This is a genomic window from Akkermansiaceae bacterium (assembly GCA_019634595.1).
Classification (GTDB): Bacteria; Verrucomicrobiota; Verrucomicrobiia; order Verrucomicrobiales; family Akkermansiaceae; genus Luteolibacter.
The window spans coordinates 132,859-152,586 of the sequence record JAHCBC010000002.1; the positions used below are offsets into that span (position 1 = coordinate 132,859).

Below are 19,728 nucleotides of genomic sequence, written 5' to 3' on the forward strand. Positions count from 1 at the left end.
CGGCTTTGCAACCCTTCCCCCGCCCGACCGCCGGTCGCGCCGGAAGCCCGCTCACTTCGACATGCCGGAGATGGTGGAGAAGATGGCGTTGATCATCAGGTAGGCCATGGTGCCGATGAGACCGGCCATGATGATGAGGACGGTGGGCATGATGAGCGCCATGATGCGCTGCAGGTCCTTGTCCAGTTCCTTGTCGTAGCGTTCCGCGGCGCGGCGCAGGGAAAGGTCGATCTTTCCGGTCTGCTCTCCGACGGCGATCATGTCGATGAGCAGCGGCGGGAACGCACCGGAGCGGATCATCGACTTTGAGAAAGACCGTCCGTCGCCCACCTGGTCGATGACGGTGTTGAGGTAGCCGCGCAGGGAACGGTTCTGGGTGGCGTCACGGGACAACTCCAGCGCCCGGTGCAGGGGCAGGCCGTTGCCGACGAGGTTGGCCATGGTTTCCAGAAACTGGACGTAGAAGCGGCTGGAAATGACCGGGCCGACGAGGGGCAGCCGCAGCTTGATGCGGTCCCACGCGGGCTTGTTCGCCTCGTTGTCCTTCCACGCCTTGAAGAAGAAGCCCACGGCGATCATGCCGATCAGCATGGCCAGCCACCACTTCTTGAGGAACTCCGACGCGCCGATGAGGATGACCGCGCCGATGGGGATCTTCCCGCCCGGGGTGCTCTCGATCAGCTCCGTGAGCTGCGGGATGAGGATGGTGACGAAGACGATGGACACGCCGATGCCCGCGAGGACGAGGAAGGCGGGGTAGATCATCGCGAGGATGAGCCGGGCCTGGAGTTCCGCCAGCGTCTTGAGGTAGTGGGCCTGCCGCTTGAGGATGTCATCCAGCGCGCCGGACGCCTCCCCCGCGGCGGCGAGGGAGCAGTAGAGCGGGCCGAAGGAGGGGCTGGCCTTTTTCAAAGCCACGGAGAAATTCACGCCGTCCCGGACGATCTGGCGGATCTTGAAGGAGACGGCCTTCAGGTTGCCCAGCTCCTGGCGGCCTTCCATGGACTTCAGGGCGGGTTCCAGTTGCAGGCCTGCGCCCAGCATGTCGGACAGTTCCTCGGTGAAGAGGATGACCTCCTGGCGCTTCAGCTTCACCGGGCCGTCGGGGATCTTTTCCTCCGCGTCCGGCTTCGCGGCAGTCTGGCGCAACGGGGGTGCCTCCTCCTTCGCTTTCTTGCCCTTGGCCTTTGAAGCGGATGGAGCGGCGGCGGCGGACTCCCGCAGGTTCACCGGCTGCAGGCCCTTCTTGTCCAGCAGGCGCAGCGCCTCCGGACGGTCGGTCGCATCGATCTCGCCGGTGGTGACGGAACCGTTGGCGGCGAGGGCTTTGTAGGCGAAGACTGGCATCGGTGGATGAAGTTATTCGGCCCCTCCGAGATCCGACGATGTGACGGAGATGACCTCCTCGATGGTGGTGTCCCCTTGCATCACCTTGTGCCAGCCGTAGCTGCGCATGGGGATGTAGCCGTCCCTCACGGCCTGGGCACGCAGGTCGTTGGACGGCGCGCTGTGGGCGACGAGCTCCTGCATCTGCTGGGTGAGCAGGATGACTTCGTAAATGGCGAGCCGTCCCGCGAAGCCGGTGGCGCGGCAGCGGTCGCAGCCACCCGGGCGCGCGCTGTAGGCCTGGCCGTGGAGGTTCAGCGGGATGCCCAGCTCCGTCTTGTCCTCGTCCGTGACCTCGCGCGGCAGCTTGCAGTTCGGGCACAGGCGGCGGACCAGACGCTGGGCGAGGAAGGCACGGACGGCGGCGGAAACGAGGAACGGCTCCACGCCCATATCGACCAGACGGGAAATGCCGCCGAGCGCGTCGTTCGTGTGCAGGGTGGAGAAAACCAAGTGACCGGTGAGGGACGCCCGGATGGCGATTTCCGCCGTCTCCAGGTCCCGGATTTCCCCGATCATGACGATGTTCGGGTCCGCCCGCAGGATCGACCGCAGCGCGGTGGCGAAGGTCAGGCCGATCTCCGACTTCACGGCGATCTGCATCACCCCGGACAGCTTGTTTTCCACCGGGTCCTCCACCGTGACGATCCGCCGCTCCGGGTGGTTCACCTCGCTGAGGAAGGAGTAAAGGGAGGTCGATTTACCGGAACCCGTGGGACCGGTGATGAGGATGATGCCGTTGGGCAGGTGAAGCAGTTGCTCGATCTTGCGCCGCACGAACGGCTCCATGCCCAGCTTCTCCAGGTTGAACTTCTGCTGGTTGAGCAGACGCAGGGAAACGCTCTCCCCCTCCACCGTCGGCACCGTCGCCACCCGGACGTCGATGGTCTGGCCCTCGAACTGGAGGTTGATCCGGCCGTCCTGCGGGATGCGCCGCTCCGCAATGTCCAGCCGCGACATGATCTTCAGACGGGCGATCACGGAACTCTGCAGCGCCTTGATGTTCTCCGGCACCGTCACCTCGATCAGCCGCCCGTCGATGCGATAGCGGATGCGCAGGTTGTTGGCCAGCGGCTCCACGTGGATGTCCGTCGCGCGCTGGTCCAGCGCCTCCCGGATGATCTGGTTGACGAACTTGACCACGCTGGCCTCCTCGTCGTCGTCATTGTCGATGACGTTCGCCTCGTCCTCGTTGTCGGTGATGTTCTCGTAGTCGAAGTCCCGGCCCTCCAGGATCTGCTCGAACGTGTCCGCGCCCACCCCGTAGAGGCGGCGCAGCGCCTCGTGCAGCCGCCGCCGGGACGCCATGCACCAGTCGATGGGCAGGTCCAGCTCCTGCGCCACCGCCTGCCGGGCGACGAGGTTGAAAGGATCGAAAGTCGCCAGTTTCAGCCGCCGGTGCGCGCCCTCACCCGTGATCTCCACGGGCAGAAGCCGGTGCCGCAGGGCGATCCTCGGGCCGCACGCCTCCCGCAGCGGCAGCGTCACCTCCGTGATGGGGATGCTGTCCAGCCACTCGATGCCCAGCTCCCGGGCCAGCTCGCCCAGGTATTTTTCCTCATCCACCAGCCCCGCATCCAGCACGTCGTCAATCGGAGAACGCTGGCGCTGAACGGCTTCCTTCAGCACCTCCGCGAGGGCGGGCAGGTCTTCGCAACCGGTGCGGCGGGCGGGTTCGATCAAAAGCTGGCTCATGCGGTGGATGCAGTCTCACCTGAAACGCCGCCGGGATGCAACCTTGTCGGTGGAATGTGGAAGAGTGCCGAGTGAGCGGTGATCAGAATGGAGCGGAGCGACATGGACGCCAGCGAAGCGGCGCCCGAAGGGATTCGCCGGGAGGCGAAGTCAAATCAGTGAAAGAGGGCCGGCCCCAGTCGGATCATCCGCGCTTCCGCCGCAGGCAGAGCGGCGCGGCAAGGCCGAGCAGGACTGCGGCGACGGGTTCGGGAATCGCTTCCAGATTGACGTCGAAGTTCTGGATGCGGGCGGCGTTGGCGGTCTTGTCGGTTTCGAAGTAGAATCCGACCTCCGTCACATTGGCGATGATACCGTCGCTGACGATGTTGGCGGCGACCAGCGATCCGGAGTCCACCTTGATGCCGGCGGCCGGATTGTAGGCGAACCAGTTCAGGGCCGTGGGTGTGGGTGTGAAGGTGGTGCTGCCGCCGTTGAAGACCTGCTGGGAGACGTAGTAGCTGCCACCGGTGCGGATCACCATCCGTCCGCTGTCGGTCGCGGACTGGGAGGCGTAGGTGGTGGTGGTGAGGGTCACGTTGGTGGCGGAGGTGAAGCCGACATTGCCGGTGTTCAGTCCGTTGAGGAAATCCGCCTGCTTCCAGAGGACCAGGAAGCCGGTGTTGTTGGCGACGCCGTCGATGAGGTCGGATGACTTCAGGGAGATCACATCTCCGCTGGCCGCGTTGTTGATGCTGCTTTGGATGACGCTGGTGCCGCTGAAAGTCTCGATCTTTCCGTAGAGATTGGCACTGGGCTGGCTGGCGGAGTAGCTGGGGATGGAGAAAGCGTCGGGGCTGCCATCGGTGAATCCTCCGGTGTTGTTGAACGTCCGGTTGGCGGTGACGTAGGCCGTCCCGCCCCAGTTGACCGCCAAGGCGGCCCGCGCGGTGCCGCAACAGATGCAGAGCGAAAACAGGAGTAAGGGAAAGCGGGCGCTGAGAGGGGATTTCAGGGCTTTCATGACCAGTTACTCTGGAAAGGCCGGGAGGTCATAGCAAGGGGATTTCCGCCACTTCCCGCTGGCACTTTCATCCCGCAGGGGGTTTCATGCCGGTGTGTCCTATCTGGAAATCCGCGACCTCCACACGCACTTCAGCCGCAGCACCGGGCCGTGGTTCGCCCGCACGAAGCAGGAGGTGAGGGCGGTGGACGGCGTGAGCCTGGAGGTGCAGCAGGGGGAGATCCTCGGGCTGGTGGGTGAGTCCGGCTGCGGGAAGTCCACGCTTTCACGCACGCTCATGCAGCTCATCCCGGCGACGTCCGGCTCCGTCATCCTGAACGGGGAGAACCTGTCCCAGCTCCCGAAGGCCGTGGTCCGCCGCCGCAGGCTGGACTTCCAGATGATCTTCCAGGACCCGTATGCCTCGCTCAATCCGCGGATGACGGTTTATTCCACGCTGGCGGAGGCGGTGCTCCAGCGGCACCCCGGGCTGAAAGGAAAGCCGGAGCTGCGCAAACGGGTGGAGGAACTGATGGCCACCGTGGGACTCGACGCGCGGGTGATGAAAAAATACCCGCACGAATTTTCCGGCGGCCAGCGCCAGCGCATCGCCATCGCCCGTGCCCTCGCCCCGGAGCCGAAGCTGGTCATCGCGGACGAGCCGGTGTCCGCGCTGGATGTCTCCATCCAGTCGCAGATCCTCAACCTGATCAAAAAGCTGCAGCGCGACCTGGGCCTGACCATGATCTTCATTTCACACGACCTCGGCGTGGTCCACTATCTGGCGGACCGCATCGCCGTGATGTATCAGGGGAAGATCGTCGAGACCGGCGGCGCGGAGGAGGTCTTCCACCAGCCGAAGGAGGCCTACACGCAGCGGCTGTTGTCATCGATTCCGCGGCTGGCGGTGTGAACGGAGCGCGGACTTCAGTCCGCTTGGCTTCGCAATGTCGGTTTCTACTGGGACCGCGGGATTCATCCCGCTTGGCTTCGCATGCTGGCTGGATTCCCCGGGGCGGACTGAAGTCCGCGCTCCATCCTGTCACCCACCTCGGGCCCAGGACATGGTGGCTTGAAAGTACGCCGGAAATGGCGTGTATTCTCGGGTCATGAACCCGTCCCCGTCCCTCCGCAGCACCCGCATCGAGCTTCCGGGCGCGGGCATGAGCCGCCGCCGGTTCCTGCGCGCGTCGGGGGTGGCGATGACCTTGCCTTTCCTCGAAAGCCTGCTGCCAAGGGCGCTGGCGGCGGAGACTCCGAACGCATCGCCGGACGGGGTGAAGCGGTTCGTCGCCATCGGCGCGCCGTTGGGATTCCACACGCCGTTCCTTTTCCCGGAGACGGCGGGCACGGACTACAAGCCGGTGAAATACCTGGAACCGCTGCAGGACCACCGGGACAAGTTCACCGTCATCTCCGGCCTCATGCACCCGGATGTGGACGGCGGGCACGCGGCGGAGGCCAGTTTCCTCACCGGTGCGCCGCATCCGTCCGCGCCCAGCTTCCGCAACACCATCTCCGTGGACCAGTATGCGGCGGAAACCATCGGCCACCTGACGCGATACCCCTCGCTGAGCCTGTCCGCCACCAGCGGCAACAGCCTTTCCATCTCCCGCTCCGGGGTGAAGGTGCCACCGGATGTCAGCCCGTCCCGCCTTTACGAAAAACTGTTCCTCGAAGGCTCCGCGAAGGAAAAGGAAAAGCAGGTCAAGCGCCTCCAGGACGGCCGCAGCGTCATGGACCTGGTGATGGATGACGTGAAGCACGTCCAGCGCAAGGTCGGCCGCGACGACCACGAGACTCTGGACCAGTACCTCACCAGCGTCCGGGATTTCGAGCAACGCATGGTCGCCGCCGAAGAGTGGACGAACAAACCGAAGCCGAAGGTCGATGTGCCGAAACCGAAGGACATCGAGGACCGCGCGGACTTCGTCGGCAAGATGCGGCTGATGTATGACCTCATGTTCCTGGCACTGAGCACGGACTCCACCCGCCTCATCACCTTCGTCGGGGCCGGTGGCAATGAAGTCGTCACGCTGGAGGGCGTGGACGACGGCTGGCACAACCTGAGCCACCACGGCAAAGATCCGGAAAAGATCGACATGCTCGCCATCATCGAGCGGGAGGAGTTCGTCCTCTTCGCCGAGTTCATTGGCAAGATGAAGGCGTTCCAGGAAGGCCGGCACTCGCTGCTGGACCAGACCGCCATCGTCATCGGTTCCAGCCTCGGCAACGCGTCCAGCCACAACAATTCCAACCTGCCCATCGTCCTCGCGGGCGGCGGCTTCAAGCACGGCCAGCACCTCGCCTTCGGGGAGAAGGGCGGCCCGCCGCTCTCCAACCTGTTCGTTTCCTGCCTCCAGCACATGGGGCTGGAAGCGGAGAGCTTCTCCTCCGGAAACGGCAGGCTGGCGGGGATCTGAGGCAGATCTTCCGCAGTGAAGGGGACTTCATGGTGAGGCAGCCTTTTTGACCACGGATTGAAGGATTGAACGGATTACACGGATTCAGAGAGAAACGTAGAATCTGGATCCGTGAAATCCGTATAATCCGTGGTTCCAGAAAGGCGGTTTTCCCATCATGCCGCATTCATGGTGGAGCACGCCATGACCGGGCATGCCCACTCACAGGTTGAGCAACCAGCCGATGAGCAGGATCTGTGGCGTGGCGATGAGCGGCAGCGCCAGCGCGATCTTCCATGACTTCGTGGTTTCACGCAGCACCAGCATCTCCGTGTAGTCCGTGGCGGCTCCGGCCATCAGGAACGTGAATGCATTTCCCGGTGCGGCGGCCCGCGCCATCAGGTCCGCCGCGATGGGGCTGGAGCCTTCCGAGCAGACCTCGATGACCGTCGTGGCCAGCAGCGTCAGGAACAGCCCCAGCAACGTCGGGCCGAAGTAGTGGGAGAACAGGTCGTCCGGCACGAAGGCGCGGATGATGCCCGCCAGCACGATGCCGAAGAAGATCCAGCGCAGGATCATGGTGGAATCGCGGAAGCCGTCCACGACCATGCCACGGATGTTCGACGGTGTCGGCTTCACCGCGCGTCCGGCGTCACGCAGCGCGCTGCGCAGGCGGAAGTCATCCGGCAGCGTGAACGCGTTCGGGTTGGCGGGGAGCTTGCCCGCCTTCACCAGACGGTCGGCGGTCCAGCCGGTGATGACACCGATGACCATGGACAGCAGGATGAACAGCAGCATCCACTTCCAGCCGATCATCGCCGCGAGGATCAGCGTCACGGATAGCGAATTCCACGGGCTGGAAATGAGGAAGGCCATGGTCTGGCCGGTGGACGCGCCTTTCTTGTAAAGCTGCGCCGCGATCATCAGCACACCATGGTTGCATAGGTCCAGCAGCGTGCCCGCGAGCACCGCGCGGATGGTGCCCGTCAGCGTCCCGCCCTTGCCCAGCAGGCTGGCGATGATCTCACGCGGGATGCGGCCGATCACCCCCACGGCGATGATGCCGACGAGGATGCCCCACCATGCCTTTGACAGGAACTCGAAGCTGGCGTGGGAAAATTTGTGCCACCACACCGGGCCGCCGCTGACGAAGTGGCCCGCCAGTCCCGCCACCAGCAGGATGAGGGAACCCCACAGCAGCCAGTCGATCCGGCGCTTCGGCGCGCAGCAGTCCGCGGTCTCCGCGGCGGGTGCTTCATCGTGGCAGGAGGGCGCCACGGACGGTTCCGGCGGAGTGGCGGAGCAGCAGCTCCTTTTCTCCGGTTCGGGCTTCGGTGTGCAGCAGGACATGGCTTCGGGAAATGGGAGAGGGGTTCAGGAAAGGCGGCGCTTGTAGAGCGTGACGATCTCCTCCAGCCGGGTTTCGAGCTGGCGGGGGTCCGCAGCGGCATCCGTCACACAGTGACGGACGTGGTCCTCCAGCAGCTTCGCCTCCAGGGCGCGCAACGCGGAGTGGACCGCCGTGATGGTGTGCAGGATCTCCGGGCAGTCCCGGTCCTCCTCGATCATGCGGGCGATGCCCTGCGTCTGCCCTGCGATCTTCTTCACACGGGCCAGCAGCGGTGCTTTGTCAGAACAGTTGCGGTGCATGCTTATACCTATAGGGGGTATGGGTAGAAATGCAAATGGATATTTTTCCACCCATCCGCCGGGCCGTGCGGGGCCTCTCAGTCGAAGCGGTTCCGCAGCAACCGCAGGGCATTGAGGATGACCAGCAGCGTCGCCCCCGTATCGGCCAGGATGGCCAGCCACAGCCCGGTCATGTCGAGGAAGGCGAGGATGAGGAAGACCGCCTTGATCCCCAGGGCGAAGGCGATGTTGAAATGAATGACCTTCAGCGTGCGGCGGCCGAGCAGGACCGCATCCGCCACACGGTTGAGGTCGTCTTTCATCAGCGTGATGTCGGAGGTCTCGATGGCGGTGTCGCTGCCGATGCCTCCCATGGCGATGCCCACGGAGGCGATGGCGAGGGCGGGCGCGTCATTCACCCCGTCGCCGATCATGCCGGCGTGGCCGTGGGTGGCCACCAGTTCGCGGATCTTCACCACTTTGTCTTCCGGCATCAGGTCGCCATAGGCACGGTCGATGCCCGCCTCCGCCGCGATGGCGTCCGCCGTCCGCTGGTTGTCCCCGCTCAGCATCACGACCTCCGCGACACCGGCGCGGTGCAGCCGCCTCACGGCGTCGGCCGCTTCCGGCCTCACCTGGTCCGCGATGGCGATGATGCCGAGCAACTCTCCGGCGCATCCTCCGTGCGGGGCATGGCCGATGACCGCCAGCGAGCGTCCCTTTGCCTCGATCCCCGCGAGTTGTTCCTCCACCTCCGGACCGCAGAGGCCGGTTTCGTGGGTGAGCCTGTGGTTGCCGATGAAATGGGGATGCCCGCCGATGCTGGCGGTCGCGCCCCGGCCGGTGACGGACTGGTAGTCGCCGGCAGCCTCGAAGGACAGGTTCCGCTCCCGGGCCGCCGCCACCACCGCCATGGCGAGCGGGTGGGAGGAGTGGGTGTCGATCGCCGCGGCGCGCCGCAGGACTTCATCGGCGGGGAGGCCGGAAAGCGGGATCACCTCCACGACCTCCGGCCTGCCCCGGGTGATGGTGCCGGTCTTGTCCACCGCCAGCGCCCGCAGCTTGCCGACGGTTTCCAGATGCAGTCCGCCCTTTACCAGCACACCGCGCCGCGCCAGCGCGGTGATGCCGGAAACGATGCTGACGGGAGTGGCGATGACCAGCGCGCAGGGGCAGGCGATGACCAGCAGCACCAGCGAGCGGTAGATCCACGGGCCGAACGGCTGGCCGGAGACAAGGGGCGGCACCAGCGCGACCAGCACCGCCATCACGAAAACCAGCGGGGTGTAGATGGCCGCGAAACGGTCCACGAACCGCTGGGTCGGCGGGCGTTCCTCCTCCGCCTCACCCACCAGCCTGATGATGCGGGAAAGGGTCGAGTCGGATGCGGTCCTGGTGACTTTCACCACCAGCGAGCCTTCGCCATTCACGGTGCCTGCGAAGACCGGGTCACCCGGAGCCTTGTCCACCGGCACGGACTCCCCGGTGATGGGTGCCTGGTTGATGGAGGAACGGCCGGAAAGGATCTCACCATCCAGAGGGACCCTCTGGCCGTTCCGGATGAGGATCTCGGTTCCCGCAGCCACATCGGTGACGGGTGTTTCGGATTCCGTGCCATCGGGGTTCCTCACCACCGCCGTTTCCGGGGAGAGATCGAGCAACGAGTTCACGGACCGCCTTGCCCGGTCCGCCGCCCATGACTCCAGCAGTTCCGAGAGCGAGAAAAGGAACACCACGCTGGCTCCCTCCAGCCGTTCGCCGAGAATCCACGCCCCCGCGACGGCTGCGGTCATCAGCACATTGATGTCCAGTCTCAGCCTGAGCAGGGACTTCACGGCGAGTGGCACCACCAGGATGCCTCCGGCCACCGTAGCGATCCCGTAAAGGATGGCCGTCACCAGTGGCGGCGGACCGAACGCCCAGTCCACCACCATGCCAGCGCCGATCAGCAGGCCGGACAGGATCACCAGCCAGAGGGCCATGGCATTTGACTCCGGGTGTTCATGCCCATGTGTGGCACCGCCGCCTTCATGGTGGTCATGTCCGTGGTCGTGATGTTTTTCGTCGGGAGTGTGGCAATGGCAGGACATGGCTTGTGGATGGACGGTTGGGAAAAGGGCGGAAATGGATGCGCAACGGAGCGTTCATCTCGGACAAAGCGCCGTTAGCCGATTCCGCCGGTTTGTGGAATGATCTGAATCACGCGGGACGGCTGTCGCAGGCTCCCCGCAACATATACTCACTGGTGCTATGGGTTGCGCCTGTGATTCAAACCAGGCCTGAAGTGGCGGGATCCGCTTCAGGCCTTTTTGTATGGTGGAGGCTGGAAGTTCATCGCTGCCGCGTTACGGTAGGGTGCCTGGGCATTGCGCCAGCTTATGGAGTGCGGCGGCCCTCCGCCGCTTTGGGGGTGGATGGCACCTGCCGGACGATGTGGGGAAAATCACCACGCCCCAACTTGCGGATGGCATCTTCACTTCAGGGAAAATCCCGCCCGCGACTGATGGCGGCAGAAGACTGCCGCACTCCATGACGCTGCCGCGCCTATGGAATGCCACAGCCACTTTCCGTCTCCCGCTCAATGCAGGTGCAGCGTCAGACGCTCGGTCACGGTTTTCGCGTCAGGAGCAACCTTGATCTGCAGGACGATGTCCACGTGCTCGCCTTCCGGGATTTCCTTGTCGGAAATGAGGGCGTTCGCGTTTTCACCCTCACCTTTGGCAAAGGTCAGACGCGTGGGGTTGGCGCGGTCGCCGCTGATGGCGGTGACCACCTGCTTGTCCGGCGCGACGACCTTGTTGTCGTCATCGACGAAGACGATCTTCGCCTTGCGGTCCTTGGTGATGACCAGCTCCGCGTGCGGCTCCACGGAGTGGATGAGGATGCCGCCGTTCGGGCCTTTCTTGTTCTTGTCCTCATCTCCGTCGTGGTCGGCGTGGTCGTGCTTGTGTTCCTTTTCAGCGGCGGTCACATGGGGGACGGCGGCCAGTGCGGTGAGGGCGATCAGTGCGGTGATGATGTTGTTGGTTTTCATGCGATGGTTGGTTGTGGGTTGATGGTTGGTGTTGGATTCGGTGAAGCGTGCGCCGCGATGGCGGCCTGGGATGCCTTCCTGCCCAGCAGGCGGAAGAGGGCGGGCGTGACGGCGAAGTCGAGCAAGGTGGAGGACACCAGGCCACCGACGATGCAGACGGCGACGGGGTGCAGGATCTCCTTGCCCGGCTCCCCGGCGGCCAGCACCAGCGGGATCAGCGCGATGCCTGCGGCGAGCGCGGTCATGGTGACCGGCACCAGCCGTTCCAGCGTCCCGCGCTCGATCATCTTGCGGCTGAAGGTTTCCCCCTCATGCGTCATCAGGTGCAGGTAGTGGGAGATCATCATGATCCCGTTCCGCGCGGCGATGCCGCACACGGCGATGAAGCCGACCAGCGTGGCGATGCTGATGTTGCCCACCAGCAGCCACGTCAGCGCCAGGCTGCCCATCAGTGCGAGGGGAAGATTCACCATCACCTGCAGCGCCAGCGCGAGGCTGCGGAAGTAGGAGAACAGCAGGATGATGATGATGCCGAGCACCCCGGCGAACAGCAGGGCGATCCGCGTGGTGGCCGCCTTCTGCGCCTGGAAGTCGCCCTCGTAGCTGATGAACGTGCCCGTCGGCAGCTTCACCTGGGCGGTGACCTTTTCCTGGAGCTGCCGCACCAGCTCGCCCGCATCCGGACGAGTCGGCTTGATGGAGACGACGTAGCGCCGCTGCGTGTTCTCGCGGAAGACGGAGGACGGTCCTTTCGCCTCGCGGATCTCCGCCACCAGCCGCAGCGGGATCGACTTTCCGCCCTGCGTGTCGATGGGCAGTTCGCGGATGCGTTCCGGATGCTCCCGCCATTCCTCCGGCAGGCGGATGGCCAGGTCGATGATGCGCGGCCCATCACGGAGCTGCGCCACCGCCTCCCCGCCCATCAGGGTGGAAAGCGTCTCGTTCAGCTCGCCGGGGGTGACGCCGTAGGCCAGCGCGCGCTCCCGGTTCACCTCGATCCGGAGCTGCGGGATGGGCGCCTGCTGATCCAGCTTCGCGTCCTCCAGTCCGGGGATGGTCTTGGCGATCTTCTGGATCTGCTCGCCGACGTTCTGGTTGGTCTCGAAGTCGGGGCCGAAGACCTTGATCGCGATGGGTGCGGTCACGCCGCTGAGCAGGTGGCTGATGCGGTGGGACAGCGGGCCGGAAAGCACGCTGAAGGAGCCGGGCACCTGCCGCACCTTCTGGCGGATGTCCTCCAGGATCTCCTCGCGGGATCGCTCGGAAACGCCGGTCTTGAAATCCACGTCGAACTCCGCGTTGGAGATGGGCACCACGTGGTCGCTGCGTTCCGCCCGCCCGATGCGGCGACCGATGTGGTTGATCTCCGGCACCGTGCGGAGCTGCTTTTCGATGGAGGCGGCCAGACGTTCCATCTCCATCAGCGAGGTGCCGGGGGCCGCGCCCGTGGTGACGATCACGGTTTCCTCGTTGAAGGCCGGGAGGAAGTCCTTGCCCATCTTCGGATAGAGCGTGAGGGAAAGCCCCAGCAGGATGACCACGGGAATCAGCACCAGCACCGGCTGGTCCAGGCTGGCCTTCAGCAGGGTGTGCTTCACCAGCCACTTCATGCCACGGGTGACGGGACCGTCGTGGTGCTTCGCCTTCTCCTCGTCACCGGGCTTGCGCTTCCGCCAGCCGAGCAGGAACGAACACAGCACCGGAATGGCCGTCAGCGAAACGATGAACGACGCGATCATGCTGATGATGGTCGCGATGGCGATGGGGCCGAACAGGCGTCCCTCCACCCCGCTCAGGCCGAGCAGCGGCACGAACACCAGGATGATGAGGACGGTGGCGTAGAAGATGGAGTTCCTCACCTCGCCGGAGGCGGCGGCGATCACTTCGATCTTCGGCAGCGGATCGGCCAGCACCGCGTTTTCCTTCAGCCGCCGGAACACATTCTCCACGTCCACGATGGCGTCGTCCACCACCATGCCGATGGCGACCGCCAGCCCGCCCAGCGTCATGCTGTTCATGCTGAGGCCCATCAGTTGGAACGTGATCAGCGTGACGGCGAAGCTCAGTGGCATCGCCATCAGCGTGATGAACGTCGTGCGGAAGTTCAGCAGGAACAGGAACAGGACGACGATGACCATGATCACCGCCTCGAAGAAGGCCTTCACCAGGTTGTCCATCGCGCGGTCGATGAAGTCGCCCTGGCGGAAAAGCACGGTGGCCTCCACGCCGGGTGGCAGCGTCTTCTGGACTTCCGCGATGGCGGTCTCGATCTGCCCGGTGAGCTTCAGCGTGTCGAAGCCGGGTGCCTTCGTGACGCTCATGATGACCCCGGGGTCGCCGTTGACGTGGGCATTGCCACGCATCGGCTCCGTGTCCCAGGCGACGGTGGCGACGTCACCGATGCTGATCGGCTGGTCCTTCACCGTCTTCACCGGTGTCTTCGCGATGTCACCGAGGTCGGTGGTCATCGCCAGATTGCGGACCATGATTTCCTGGGAGAAGGAACTGAGGAAGCCGCCGGTGGTGGTGGTGGCGGCCTTCTTCGCCGCGTCCCGCAGTTCGTCCAGCGTCACGCCGTATGCCTGCATCTTCCACAGGTCCGGCTGGATCTGCGCCTGCTTCACGCCGCCGCCCATGTTGAGCACTTCGGCGATGCCGGGGATCGACTGGATGCGCCGCCGGACGTTCCAGTCCGCGATGGAGCGGACCTCCATCGGCTCCACCTTGCCATCCGTGCTGCGGATGCCGACAAGGAGGATCTCCCCCATCAGCGACGCGACCGGCGTGAGGTACGGCTCGGTTCCTTCCGGCAGCGTCTCGCGGACGGACTGCAACCTTTCCTGCACGAACTGGCGGGCCTGGTAGATGTCGGTCCCCCAGTCGAACTCCGCGAAGACCAGTGACAAGGCGATGTCCGACTGCGAGCGCAGCCGGTTCAGCCCGGCGATGCCGGTGAGGGAGCTTTCGATGGGCTGGGTGACCAGCGCCTCGACTTCCTCCGGAGCCAGCCCGGGAGCCTCGATCAGGATGGTGACCGTGGGCTTGGTCAGGTCCGGCAGCACTTCCAGCGGCAGCTTCGTGGACGAGCGGTATCCCATGACCAGCACCAGGATGCACAGGCCGATGATGACCGCGCGGTGCCGCAGGGAAAAACGGATCAGTTTTTCGAGCATGGGTCAGGCTTCCGTTGATGGGTTCCCGCGGCGGATGAAAAGGACGGCGACGAGCGCCAGCGCGAGCACCGCGGTGGTGCCCATGAAGATGCGCTCGCGCAGCGGGCTGGCCTCATGGTCGTGGTCATGTCCGTGGTCGTCGGCGGAGGCATCGCCCTTGTCGCGGGCGGCCTTCTGCTCCGCGCTCATTTCGGACCCGTCTTCGTTGTGTTCGTGGCCGTGGGCGGCATCCAGCGCTTCCTTCAGCGAGACACCGGAGCCGCTGCCGACGAAGCCCAGCGCATACGATCCGCGCGTGACGACGAGGTCCCCGGGGAACACCCCGGAAAGGATCTCCACCTGCGTGCCGTTCGTGCGCCCCGTCCTCACCGCGGAGCGGACGAAGGCGTTCGGGATGTTGAAGTCCTTCAGGAACACATGGCGGTTCGACGGGTCGCCTTGCACCGCCTCCTTCGGGATGGTCAGCACGTTTTCATGGCGCGCGGTGATGATCTCGAACTCCGCGCGCATGCCGGGGCGCAGGCGGTTGTCCGGGTTCTTCACCAGGAAGATCGCGTCGATGGTCGCGCGCTCGCGGTCGGCGGTCGTGCCGAAGCGGACGAGCTTCCCCTCCAGCGGCTGGTCGCCCAGCGCGGAGATGCGGATGATGGCGGTGGTGCCGGGCGGCAGCTTCGACGTCTGGTGCTCCGGCACGCGGGCGATGGCGTGGACGTCCGTCAGGTCGGAGATGTCGAGCAGCTCCTTTTCCGGCTCCACCGGCTCGCCCAGCCGCACGTGGGACTCCACCACCAGTCCGGAGATGGGGGCCTTCAGCTCGATGGTGGGCGGCGGGTCGCCGGGCTGGCGGCTCTCCACGCGGGCGATGGTCTGGCCTGCGGTGACCATGTCGCCCTCGCGGGCTTCCAGGCCCACCACGCGGCCAGGGATGCGGCTGCTGAGGACGGCGTGCTTTTCCGGGATCTCCTCGATCCGGCCGAGCGCGAAGGTGGTTTCCTCAAAGACGGATTCGGACGCTTCGACGGTTTCGATGCCGAGCGACTGCACGCCCGTCTCATCGAGCATGACAGGTTTCTCCGCAGCGTGGGCGGCGGTGAGGAAGGAAAGGAGGCTGGCGGTGGCCAGCGTGAGTGATTTGAAATTCATGGAAATGGAGTGGTTCAGAAGTTGCCCAGCGCGGCCTGGTGGCGGGCGCGGGCGAGGTGGAAATCACGCAGCGCGTCGAGCCGGGTGGACTCGAGCTGGAGGCGCTGTGCGCGGGACTTGAGGACGGTCTGGAAGTCAGCCTGGCCATCGCGCCATGCCGCCTCCGTGTCCGTGGCCTGCTTGGTCGCCAGTGGCAGGAGCTGGCTGTCGATCTCGCGGATCAGCTTCGCCCACTCCGCCATTTCGGAACGTGCGCCGCCCGCCTCATGGCGGATGCTTTCCGCCAGTGCGCGCGTCTCCAGTTGCTTCCGCCGGTGGGTGACCTCCGCCGCCTCGATGTTGCCTTCGTTCTTGTTCCAGAACGGCAGCGGGATCTTCAGCCGCAGACCGACGACGGCCTCGTTCTCATAACCCTCCGGGGCGTCCTCCGTGCGTTCGGCGGAGAAAAACGCGCCGCCCTCGAAGTCCTCGCGCCGCTTCGCTTTCTCCAGCCCGATGGACTGTTCCGCGATGTCCGCCTCCACCTTGGAAAGCTGGAAGTCCGCACGGCGGGACGGGTCCGCTCCGGTGCCCGGCAGGGCGGGGGACGCCAGCGTGCCGGAAACGACCAGCCCTTCATCCGGGCGGATGCCCAGCAGCGGCTTCAGCTCCGCCAGCGCGGATGCTTCCTTCGCATCGAGCTGCCTCGCCTCCGTGTCCGCCTGCATGGCCTCCACCCGCGCCTGTCCGGCGTCGAGCAGGGAACCCTCGCCCTTCTCCGCGGCGGTGCGGATGCTTTCCGCCAGCTCCTTCGTCAGGCCGGACTGCCGGTTGAGCAGGTCTTTCCGCAGGCGGATGGCCAGCACCTCGATCAGCGCGCGGTTCGCGTCGGAGACCAGCTTCTGCTCCACCTGGCGGACTTCCAGCTCGGCGGCTTTCAGCTCGGTGACGGAGATGCCTTTCTCGCGGCGCAGCCGGTCGGTGACCGGAAACCTCTGCGAGATGCCGATCTCGACGCCGCCCTCGCGGAAGTCGCGGCTGTGCTGGAGGGACGTTTCGAGCTGCGGGTTGTCGAGCCGTCCGGCCTGCTTCATGCGGCCGACCGCTTCCGCGATGCGCAGCCGCGCCGCGGCCAGGTCCGGGTTCTGGGCACGGATCCGTTTCGGGATGGTGTCCGGGGTGACGACGACGGCCGGCGCGGCATGGAGCGCCGGGACCATGAGGAGTGAGGCCGCGCACAGCGCGGTGAAATGGGAAAACATAGGGGTGTTGTCTGACGGTTGGGCAGGCGGGAACACGGAGGTTCCTGCGGGGGGCATCCGGCGGAAATGGCCGGGCCACGGTGGGAGCGGGGCGTGCGGAATGGGCACGCCGCTCCCGGGAGGGATCGTCAGATCAACGGTGGCTTGTCCAGCGACTGGAACGGGCCTTCCGGCGGCCGCTCGCTCTCATGCCGGATCACGCTCCGGGAAAATTCCGGCACCGTCAGCCGGTGGAAAACATCCTGGTCCAGGCCGAGCGGGAGATGGTGCAGGCAGGTGCCGCAATGATGGTGGTGGTCCGGCGGGCACGTGTCATCGTGCGTGTGCCCGTGATGGTGGTCATGGCCGTGGCCGTCATCATGGCCGGAGCAGTCGTGGTGCTCGTGCATGCAGACCGGCTCCTGGCCGTGCGCGGCAAGCACACGCGTCCCCAGCCCGGCAATGAAGCCGATGACCAGGAACCATGTCAGGAAAGTGCGCACGCTGGATTCCGACGTAACCGTGTTGCGGATTTATTCAAGAAATTTCAGTTATCCCAAGTATCTTGCGATTGCAACGGAGTAGCGGAGTAGCGGAGTAGCGGAGTAGCGGAGTAGCGGAGTAGCGGAGTAGCGGAGTAGCGGAGTAGCGGAGTAGCGGAGTAGCGGAGTAGCGGAGTAGCGGAGTAGCGGCATAGCTGCGCCATGACGGTTGGGGAGATCCACCCGATCTCACAGACCCGCATGGAAAAGACGCCATCCATGATAACCGGAATCACGGAATGGCACCCATCCGCTCCGCCGTAGTGGCGCAGTCATTACGCTACGTCAGGGTGAGCCGCAGCGATGGCTGCTAAAGATCTAACAAAGATTTATCTCGACGAGTTAGGGGAGATACACCATGTAGATTCCCCATATCTTATGTTGAACCCCCGTATTAAGTATCTCGCCCTCATCTTTCCCTTCCTGCTTACCTCCTGTCCTTGGACCAGTGAAGAACTGGATGAATACCGGCAGGCAGAAGCGGCCCGCAACAAAGAAAGTGTCGCCAATCAGCAAAAGTCCGCTCCGGCGAACAATCCCTTGGACGGACCGTCCGACAGCGGCGGCGCGGGATCAAGCGGTCATCGTTCGCCCGGATCCACCAGCACCTCCAGTGGATCCGGCTCTGTAGGGCCCATGGGCGGCGCGGATTGACAGATGGCTTCCAGAGTCAGTAGCGGCATGGCTGCGCCATGACGGCTGGGGAGATCAACCTCCTCCCCACGGCTCCCTCCGCACGGGAAAGACGCCATCAACGGCGAACCGGAATCGTGGCATGCCCCCCCATCCACTCCGCCGCAATGGCTGTGCCATTACGGAGGGGTGCAGCGATGGCCGCTATACTTTTCACGGATATGCCCTAGTGTCCTCCCATATGATCCGTTTCCTGCTTTCCTCCATCGCCTGTGCCATCGCTTTCACCTCCTGCGGTCCGCTGGATGATGGAGATCCGCTGGACGGAGCTCCCGGCAACGATGGCGCGTCGCTCCACCTCCGCTCCACACCTGAGGAAAGCAGCGTCAACCGCTCCATCGGGGTCGAAGGTCGCTACGACCGCTACTCCCGTTAGCAGTCGGTTGAGGGATCGCGGCTTCCAGCCGGGCCAGGGTCCACTCTGAAACCGGCCCCATAAGCCGATCACCGGCAAGGCCTTCCGCGCAGGCTCCCGCGCAACACCGCCGGGACACCGATGCGACGGCAGGCTGTGGGACGGGGCAGCCACGCTTGCCGGAGAATCGGCCATCATTGGCATGTCCCATGCTCATGGTTGTCAGTCCATTCCATGAATCGCCTGAAATTTTCCCCGTCCCGCAGCCTCGCCGCCGCCAGCGCGGGCGTGCTGGGATTCCTCCCGGCCATCGCCTCCGCCCACCCCGGCCACTATCACCCACCGGGGGAGGAAGATGAATTCGACGCGTTCACCGCAGGCCTGCTGCACCCGGCCACCGGCATGGACCACCTGCTGCTGGCACTGGCCGCCGGGTGGCTGATCTTTTCCTTCCCGAAGGCGAAGGCCGCGCTGCCCTCCGCCTTTCTCGCCGCGCTGGCCATCGGCGCATGGACCGGCCGCGGCCTGCAGGGCGGTGCCTTTCTGGAGATCGCCCTTTCCTGGACGCTGCTGGCCGCCGGAGCCGCCATCCTCATCGGCAGATACCTGAAGGCCGCTCCGCTGGCCGTCGCCCTGTGTATCGCCGGGGCCGTCCATGGCTTCGCCCATGGCGCGGAGACCGCAGCGGGTGTCCCGTTCCTGCCGTATGCCACCGGCTTCATCCTCGGCACGGGCATGCTGGTCGCCGGGGGTGTCGCCCTCCACGCCGCCACCTCCCGCCTGCGCCAGCCGCTGGTGCCCCGCATCGCCGGAGCCGCCCTGCTCGCCGCAGGCACCGCATCCCTCATCCACGCGATCTGATGCACCTCTCACCGCGCGAACAGGAGAAACTGCTGGTCGTCGTCGCCGCGGATCTCGCCCGGCGCAGGCGCGACCGCGGGGTGAAGCTGAACTACCCGGAGGTCATCGCCCTCATCACCGCGGAGATCTTCGAAGGCGCGCGCGACGGAAAGTCCGTGGCCGAACTCATGAGCTACGGCACCACCCTGGTGAAGCGCGACGAGGTCATGGAAGGCATCCCCGAAATGATCCACGACATCCAGGTGGAGGCCACCTTCCCGGATGGCACCAAGCTCGTCACCGTCCACAACCCCGTCCGATGATCCCCGGAGAAATCATCACCCCCGCAGGCGCGCCCGACCTGGATCTCAACGTCGGCCTCGCCACGAAGACCCTCGCCGTCGCCAACACCGGCGACCGCCCCGTGCAGGTGGGCAGCCATTTCCATTTCATGGAGGTGAACAACCAGCTCGCCTTCGACCGGGACGCCGCGCGCGGCTTCCGCCTCAACATCCCCGCCGGGACCGCCGTCCGCTTCGAGCCGGGTGACACGCGGGAGGTGCCGCTCGTCGCCTTCGCCGGGCGGAGGATCGTCCACGGCCTCAACAACCTCGTCAACGGACCGCTCGACTGA

The 19,728-nt window shown here is 65.3% G+C and carries 18 protein-coding genes; 7 read left to right on the forward strand and 11 right to left on the reverse strand.

The features are described from left to right. Positions 1-51 precede the first annotated feature (51 nt). The 3 genes from KF712_06300 to KF712_06310 form a co-directional block, all read right to left on the reverse strand. Complete coding sequence (locus KF712_06300) at positions 52-1,347, reverse strand: type II secretion system F family protein (GenBank protein ID MBX3740582.1); 1,296 nt, start codon at positions 1,345-1,347, stop codon at positions 52-54. Between the two features lie 12 nt (positions 1,348-1,359). Further along, entirely contained in the window at positions 1,360-3,081 is a 1,722-nt protein-coding gene (locus tag KF712_06305; protein MBX3740583.1) for a type II/IV secretion system protein, read from the reverse strand. Between the two features lie 184 nt (positions 3,082-3,265). Next, positions 3,266-4,084 (reverse strand): hypothetical protein, encoded by an 819-nt coding sequence (locus tag KF712_06310; protein ID MBX3740584.1) that lies wholly within the window; start codon positions 4,082-4,084, stop codon positions 3,266-3,268. Between the two features lie 94 nt (positions 4,085-4,178). On the opposite strand from KF712_06310, the gene KF712_06315 reads away from it, so the two are divergent. After that, the gene (locus tag KF712_06315) at positions 4,179-4,976 is read left to right on the forward strand and encodes an ABC transporter ATP-binding protein (GenBank protein MBX3740585.1); all 798 of its coding nucleotides are present in this window, start codon (positions 4,179-4,181) and stop codon (positions 4,974-4,976) included. A gap of 196 nt (positions 4,977-5,172) precedes the next feature. Beyond that, positions 5,173-6,486 (forward strand): DUF1552 domain-containing protein, encoded by a 1,314-nt coding sequence (locus tag KF712_06320; protein ID MBX3740586.1) that lies wholly within the window; start codon positions 5,173-5,175, stop codon positions 6,484-6,486. 201 nt (positions 6,487-6,687) lie between these two features. On the opposite strand, the gene KF712_06325 is transcribed toward KF712_06320, so the two are convergent. The 8 genes from KF712_06325 to KF712_06360 all read right to left on the reverse strand — a co-directional run bounded on the left by KF712_06325 (position 6,688) and on the right by KF712_06360 (position 17,167). After that, entirely contained in the window at positions 6,688-7,815 is a 1,128-nt protein-coding gene (locus tag KF712_06325) for a permease (protein ID MBX3740587.1), read from the reverse strand. Between the two features lie 24 nt (positions 7,816-7,839). After that, positions 7,840-8,115 (reverse strand): metal-sensitive transcriptional regulator, encoded by a 276-nt coding sequence (locus tag KF712_06330; GenBank protein ID MBX3740588.1) that lies wholly within the window; start codon positions 8,113-8,115, stop codon positions 7,840-7,842. A 77-nt stretch (positions 8,116-8,192) separates the two neighbouring features. After that, positions 8,193-10,184, reverse strand: a complete 1,992-nt coding sequence (gene cadA / locus KF712_06335; GenBank protein ID MBX3740589.1) for a cadmium-translocating P-type ATPase — start codon at positions 10,182-10,184, stop codon at positions 8,193-8,195. A gap of 488 nt (positions 10,185-10,672) precedes the next feature. After that, positions 10,673-11,128, reverse strand: a complete 456-nt coding sequence (locus KF712_06340; GenBank protein ID MBX3740590.1) for a hypothetical protein — start codon at positions 11,126-11,128, stop codon at positions 10,673-10,675. Continuing rightward, the gene (locus tag KF712_06345) at positions 11,125-14,301 is read right to left on the reverse strand and encodes an efflux RND transporter permease subunit (GenBank protein MBX3740591.1); all 3,177 of its coding nucleotides are present in this window, start codon (positions 14,299-14,301) and stop codon (positions 11,125-11,127) included. Before KF712_06345 ends, KF712_06340 begins: the two co-directional genes overlap by 4 nt. A gap of 3 nt (positions 14,302-14,304) precedes the next feature. Further along, positions 14,305-15,444 carry an efflux RND transporter periplasmic adaptor subunit gene (locus KF712_06350; GenBank protein ID MBX3740592.1) on the reverse strand — a complete coding sequence of 380 codons (1,140 nt, stop codon included), beginning with the start codon at positions 15,442-15,444 and terminating at the stop codon, positions 14,305-14,307. A gap of 14 nt (positions 15,445-15,458) precedes the next feature. Then, positions 15,459-16,685 (reverse strand): TolC family protein, encoded by a 1,227-nt coding sequence (locus KF712_06355; GenBank protein ID MBX3740593.1) that lies wholly within the window; start codon positions 16,683-16,685, stop codon positions 15,459-15,461. A 128-nt stretch (positions 16,686-16,813) separates the two neighbouring features. Beyond that, entirely contained in the window at positions 16,814-17,167 is a 354-nt protein-coding gene (locus KF712_06360; GenBank protein MBX3740594.1) for a hypothetical protein, read from the reverse strand. A 417-nt stretch (positions 17,168-17,584) separates the two neighbouring features. Here KF712_06360 and KF712_06365 point away from each other — a divergent pair, with 417 nt between their 5' ends. The 5 genes from KF712_06365 to KF712_06385 all read left to right on the forward strand — a co-directional run bounded on the left by KF712_06365 (position 17,585) and on the right by KF712_06385 (position 19,728). After that, on the forward strand, positions 17,585-17,860 hold the full coding sequence (locus KF712_06365; protein ID MBX3740595.1) for a hypothetical protein: 276 nt from the start codon (positions 17,585-17,587) through the stop codon (positions 17,858-17,860). A 220-nt stretch (positions 17,861-18,080) separates the two neighbouring features. Next, on the forward strand, positions 18,081-18,275 hold the full coding sequence (locus KF712_06370) for a hypothetical protein (protein MBX3740596.1): 195 nt from the start codon (positions 18,081-18,083) through the stop codon (positions 18,273-18,275). Positions 18,276-18,488: 213 nt separating this feature from the next. Continuing rightward, on the forward strand, positions 18,489-19,115 hold the full coding sequence (locus KF712_06375) for a HupE/UreJ family protein (protein MBX3740597.1): 627 nt from the start codon (positions 18,489-18,491) through the stop codon (positions 19,113-19,115). After that, positions 19,115-19,417 carry an urease subunit gamma gene (locus KF712_06380; protein ID MBX3740598.1) on the forward strand — a complete coding sequence of 101 codons (303 nt, stop codon included), beginning with the start codon at positions 19,115-19,117 and terminating at the stop codon, positions 19,415-19,417. The genes KF712_06375 and KF712_06380 overlap by 1 nt, the downstream gene beginning before the upstream one ends. Continuing rightward, entirely contained in the window at positions 19,414-19,728 is a 315-nt protein-coding gene (locus tag KF712_06385) for an urease subunit beta (protein ID MBX3740599.1), read from the forward strand. The genes KF712_06380 and KF712_06385 overlap by 4 nt, the downstream gene beginning before the upstream one ends.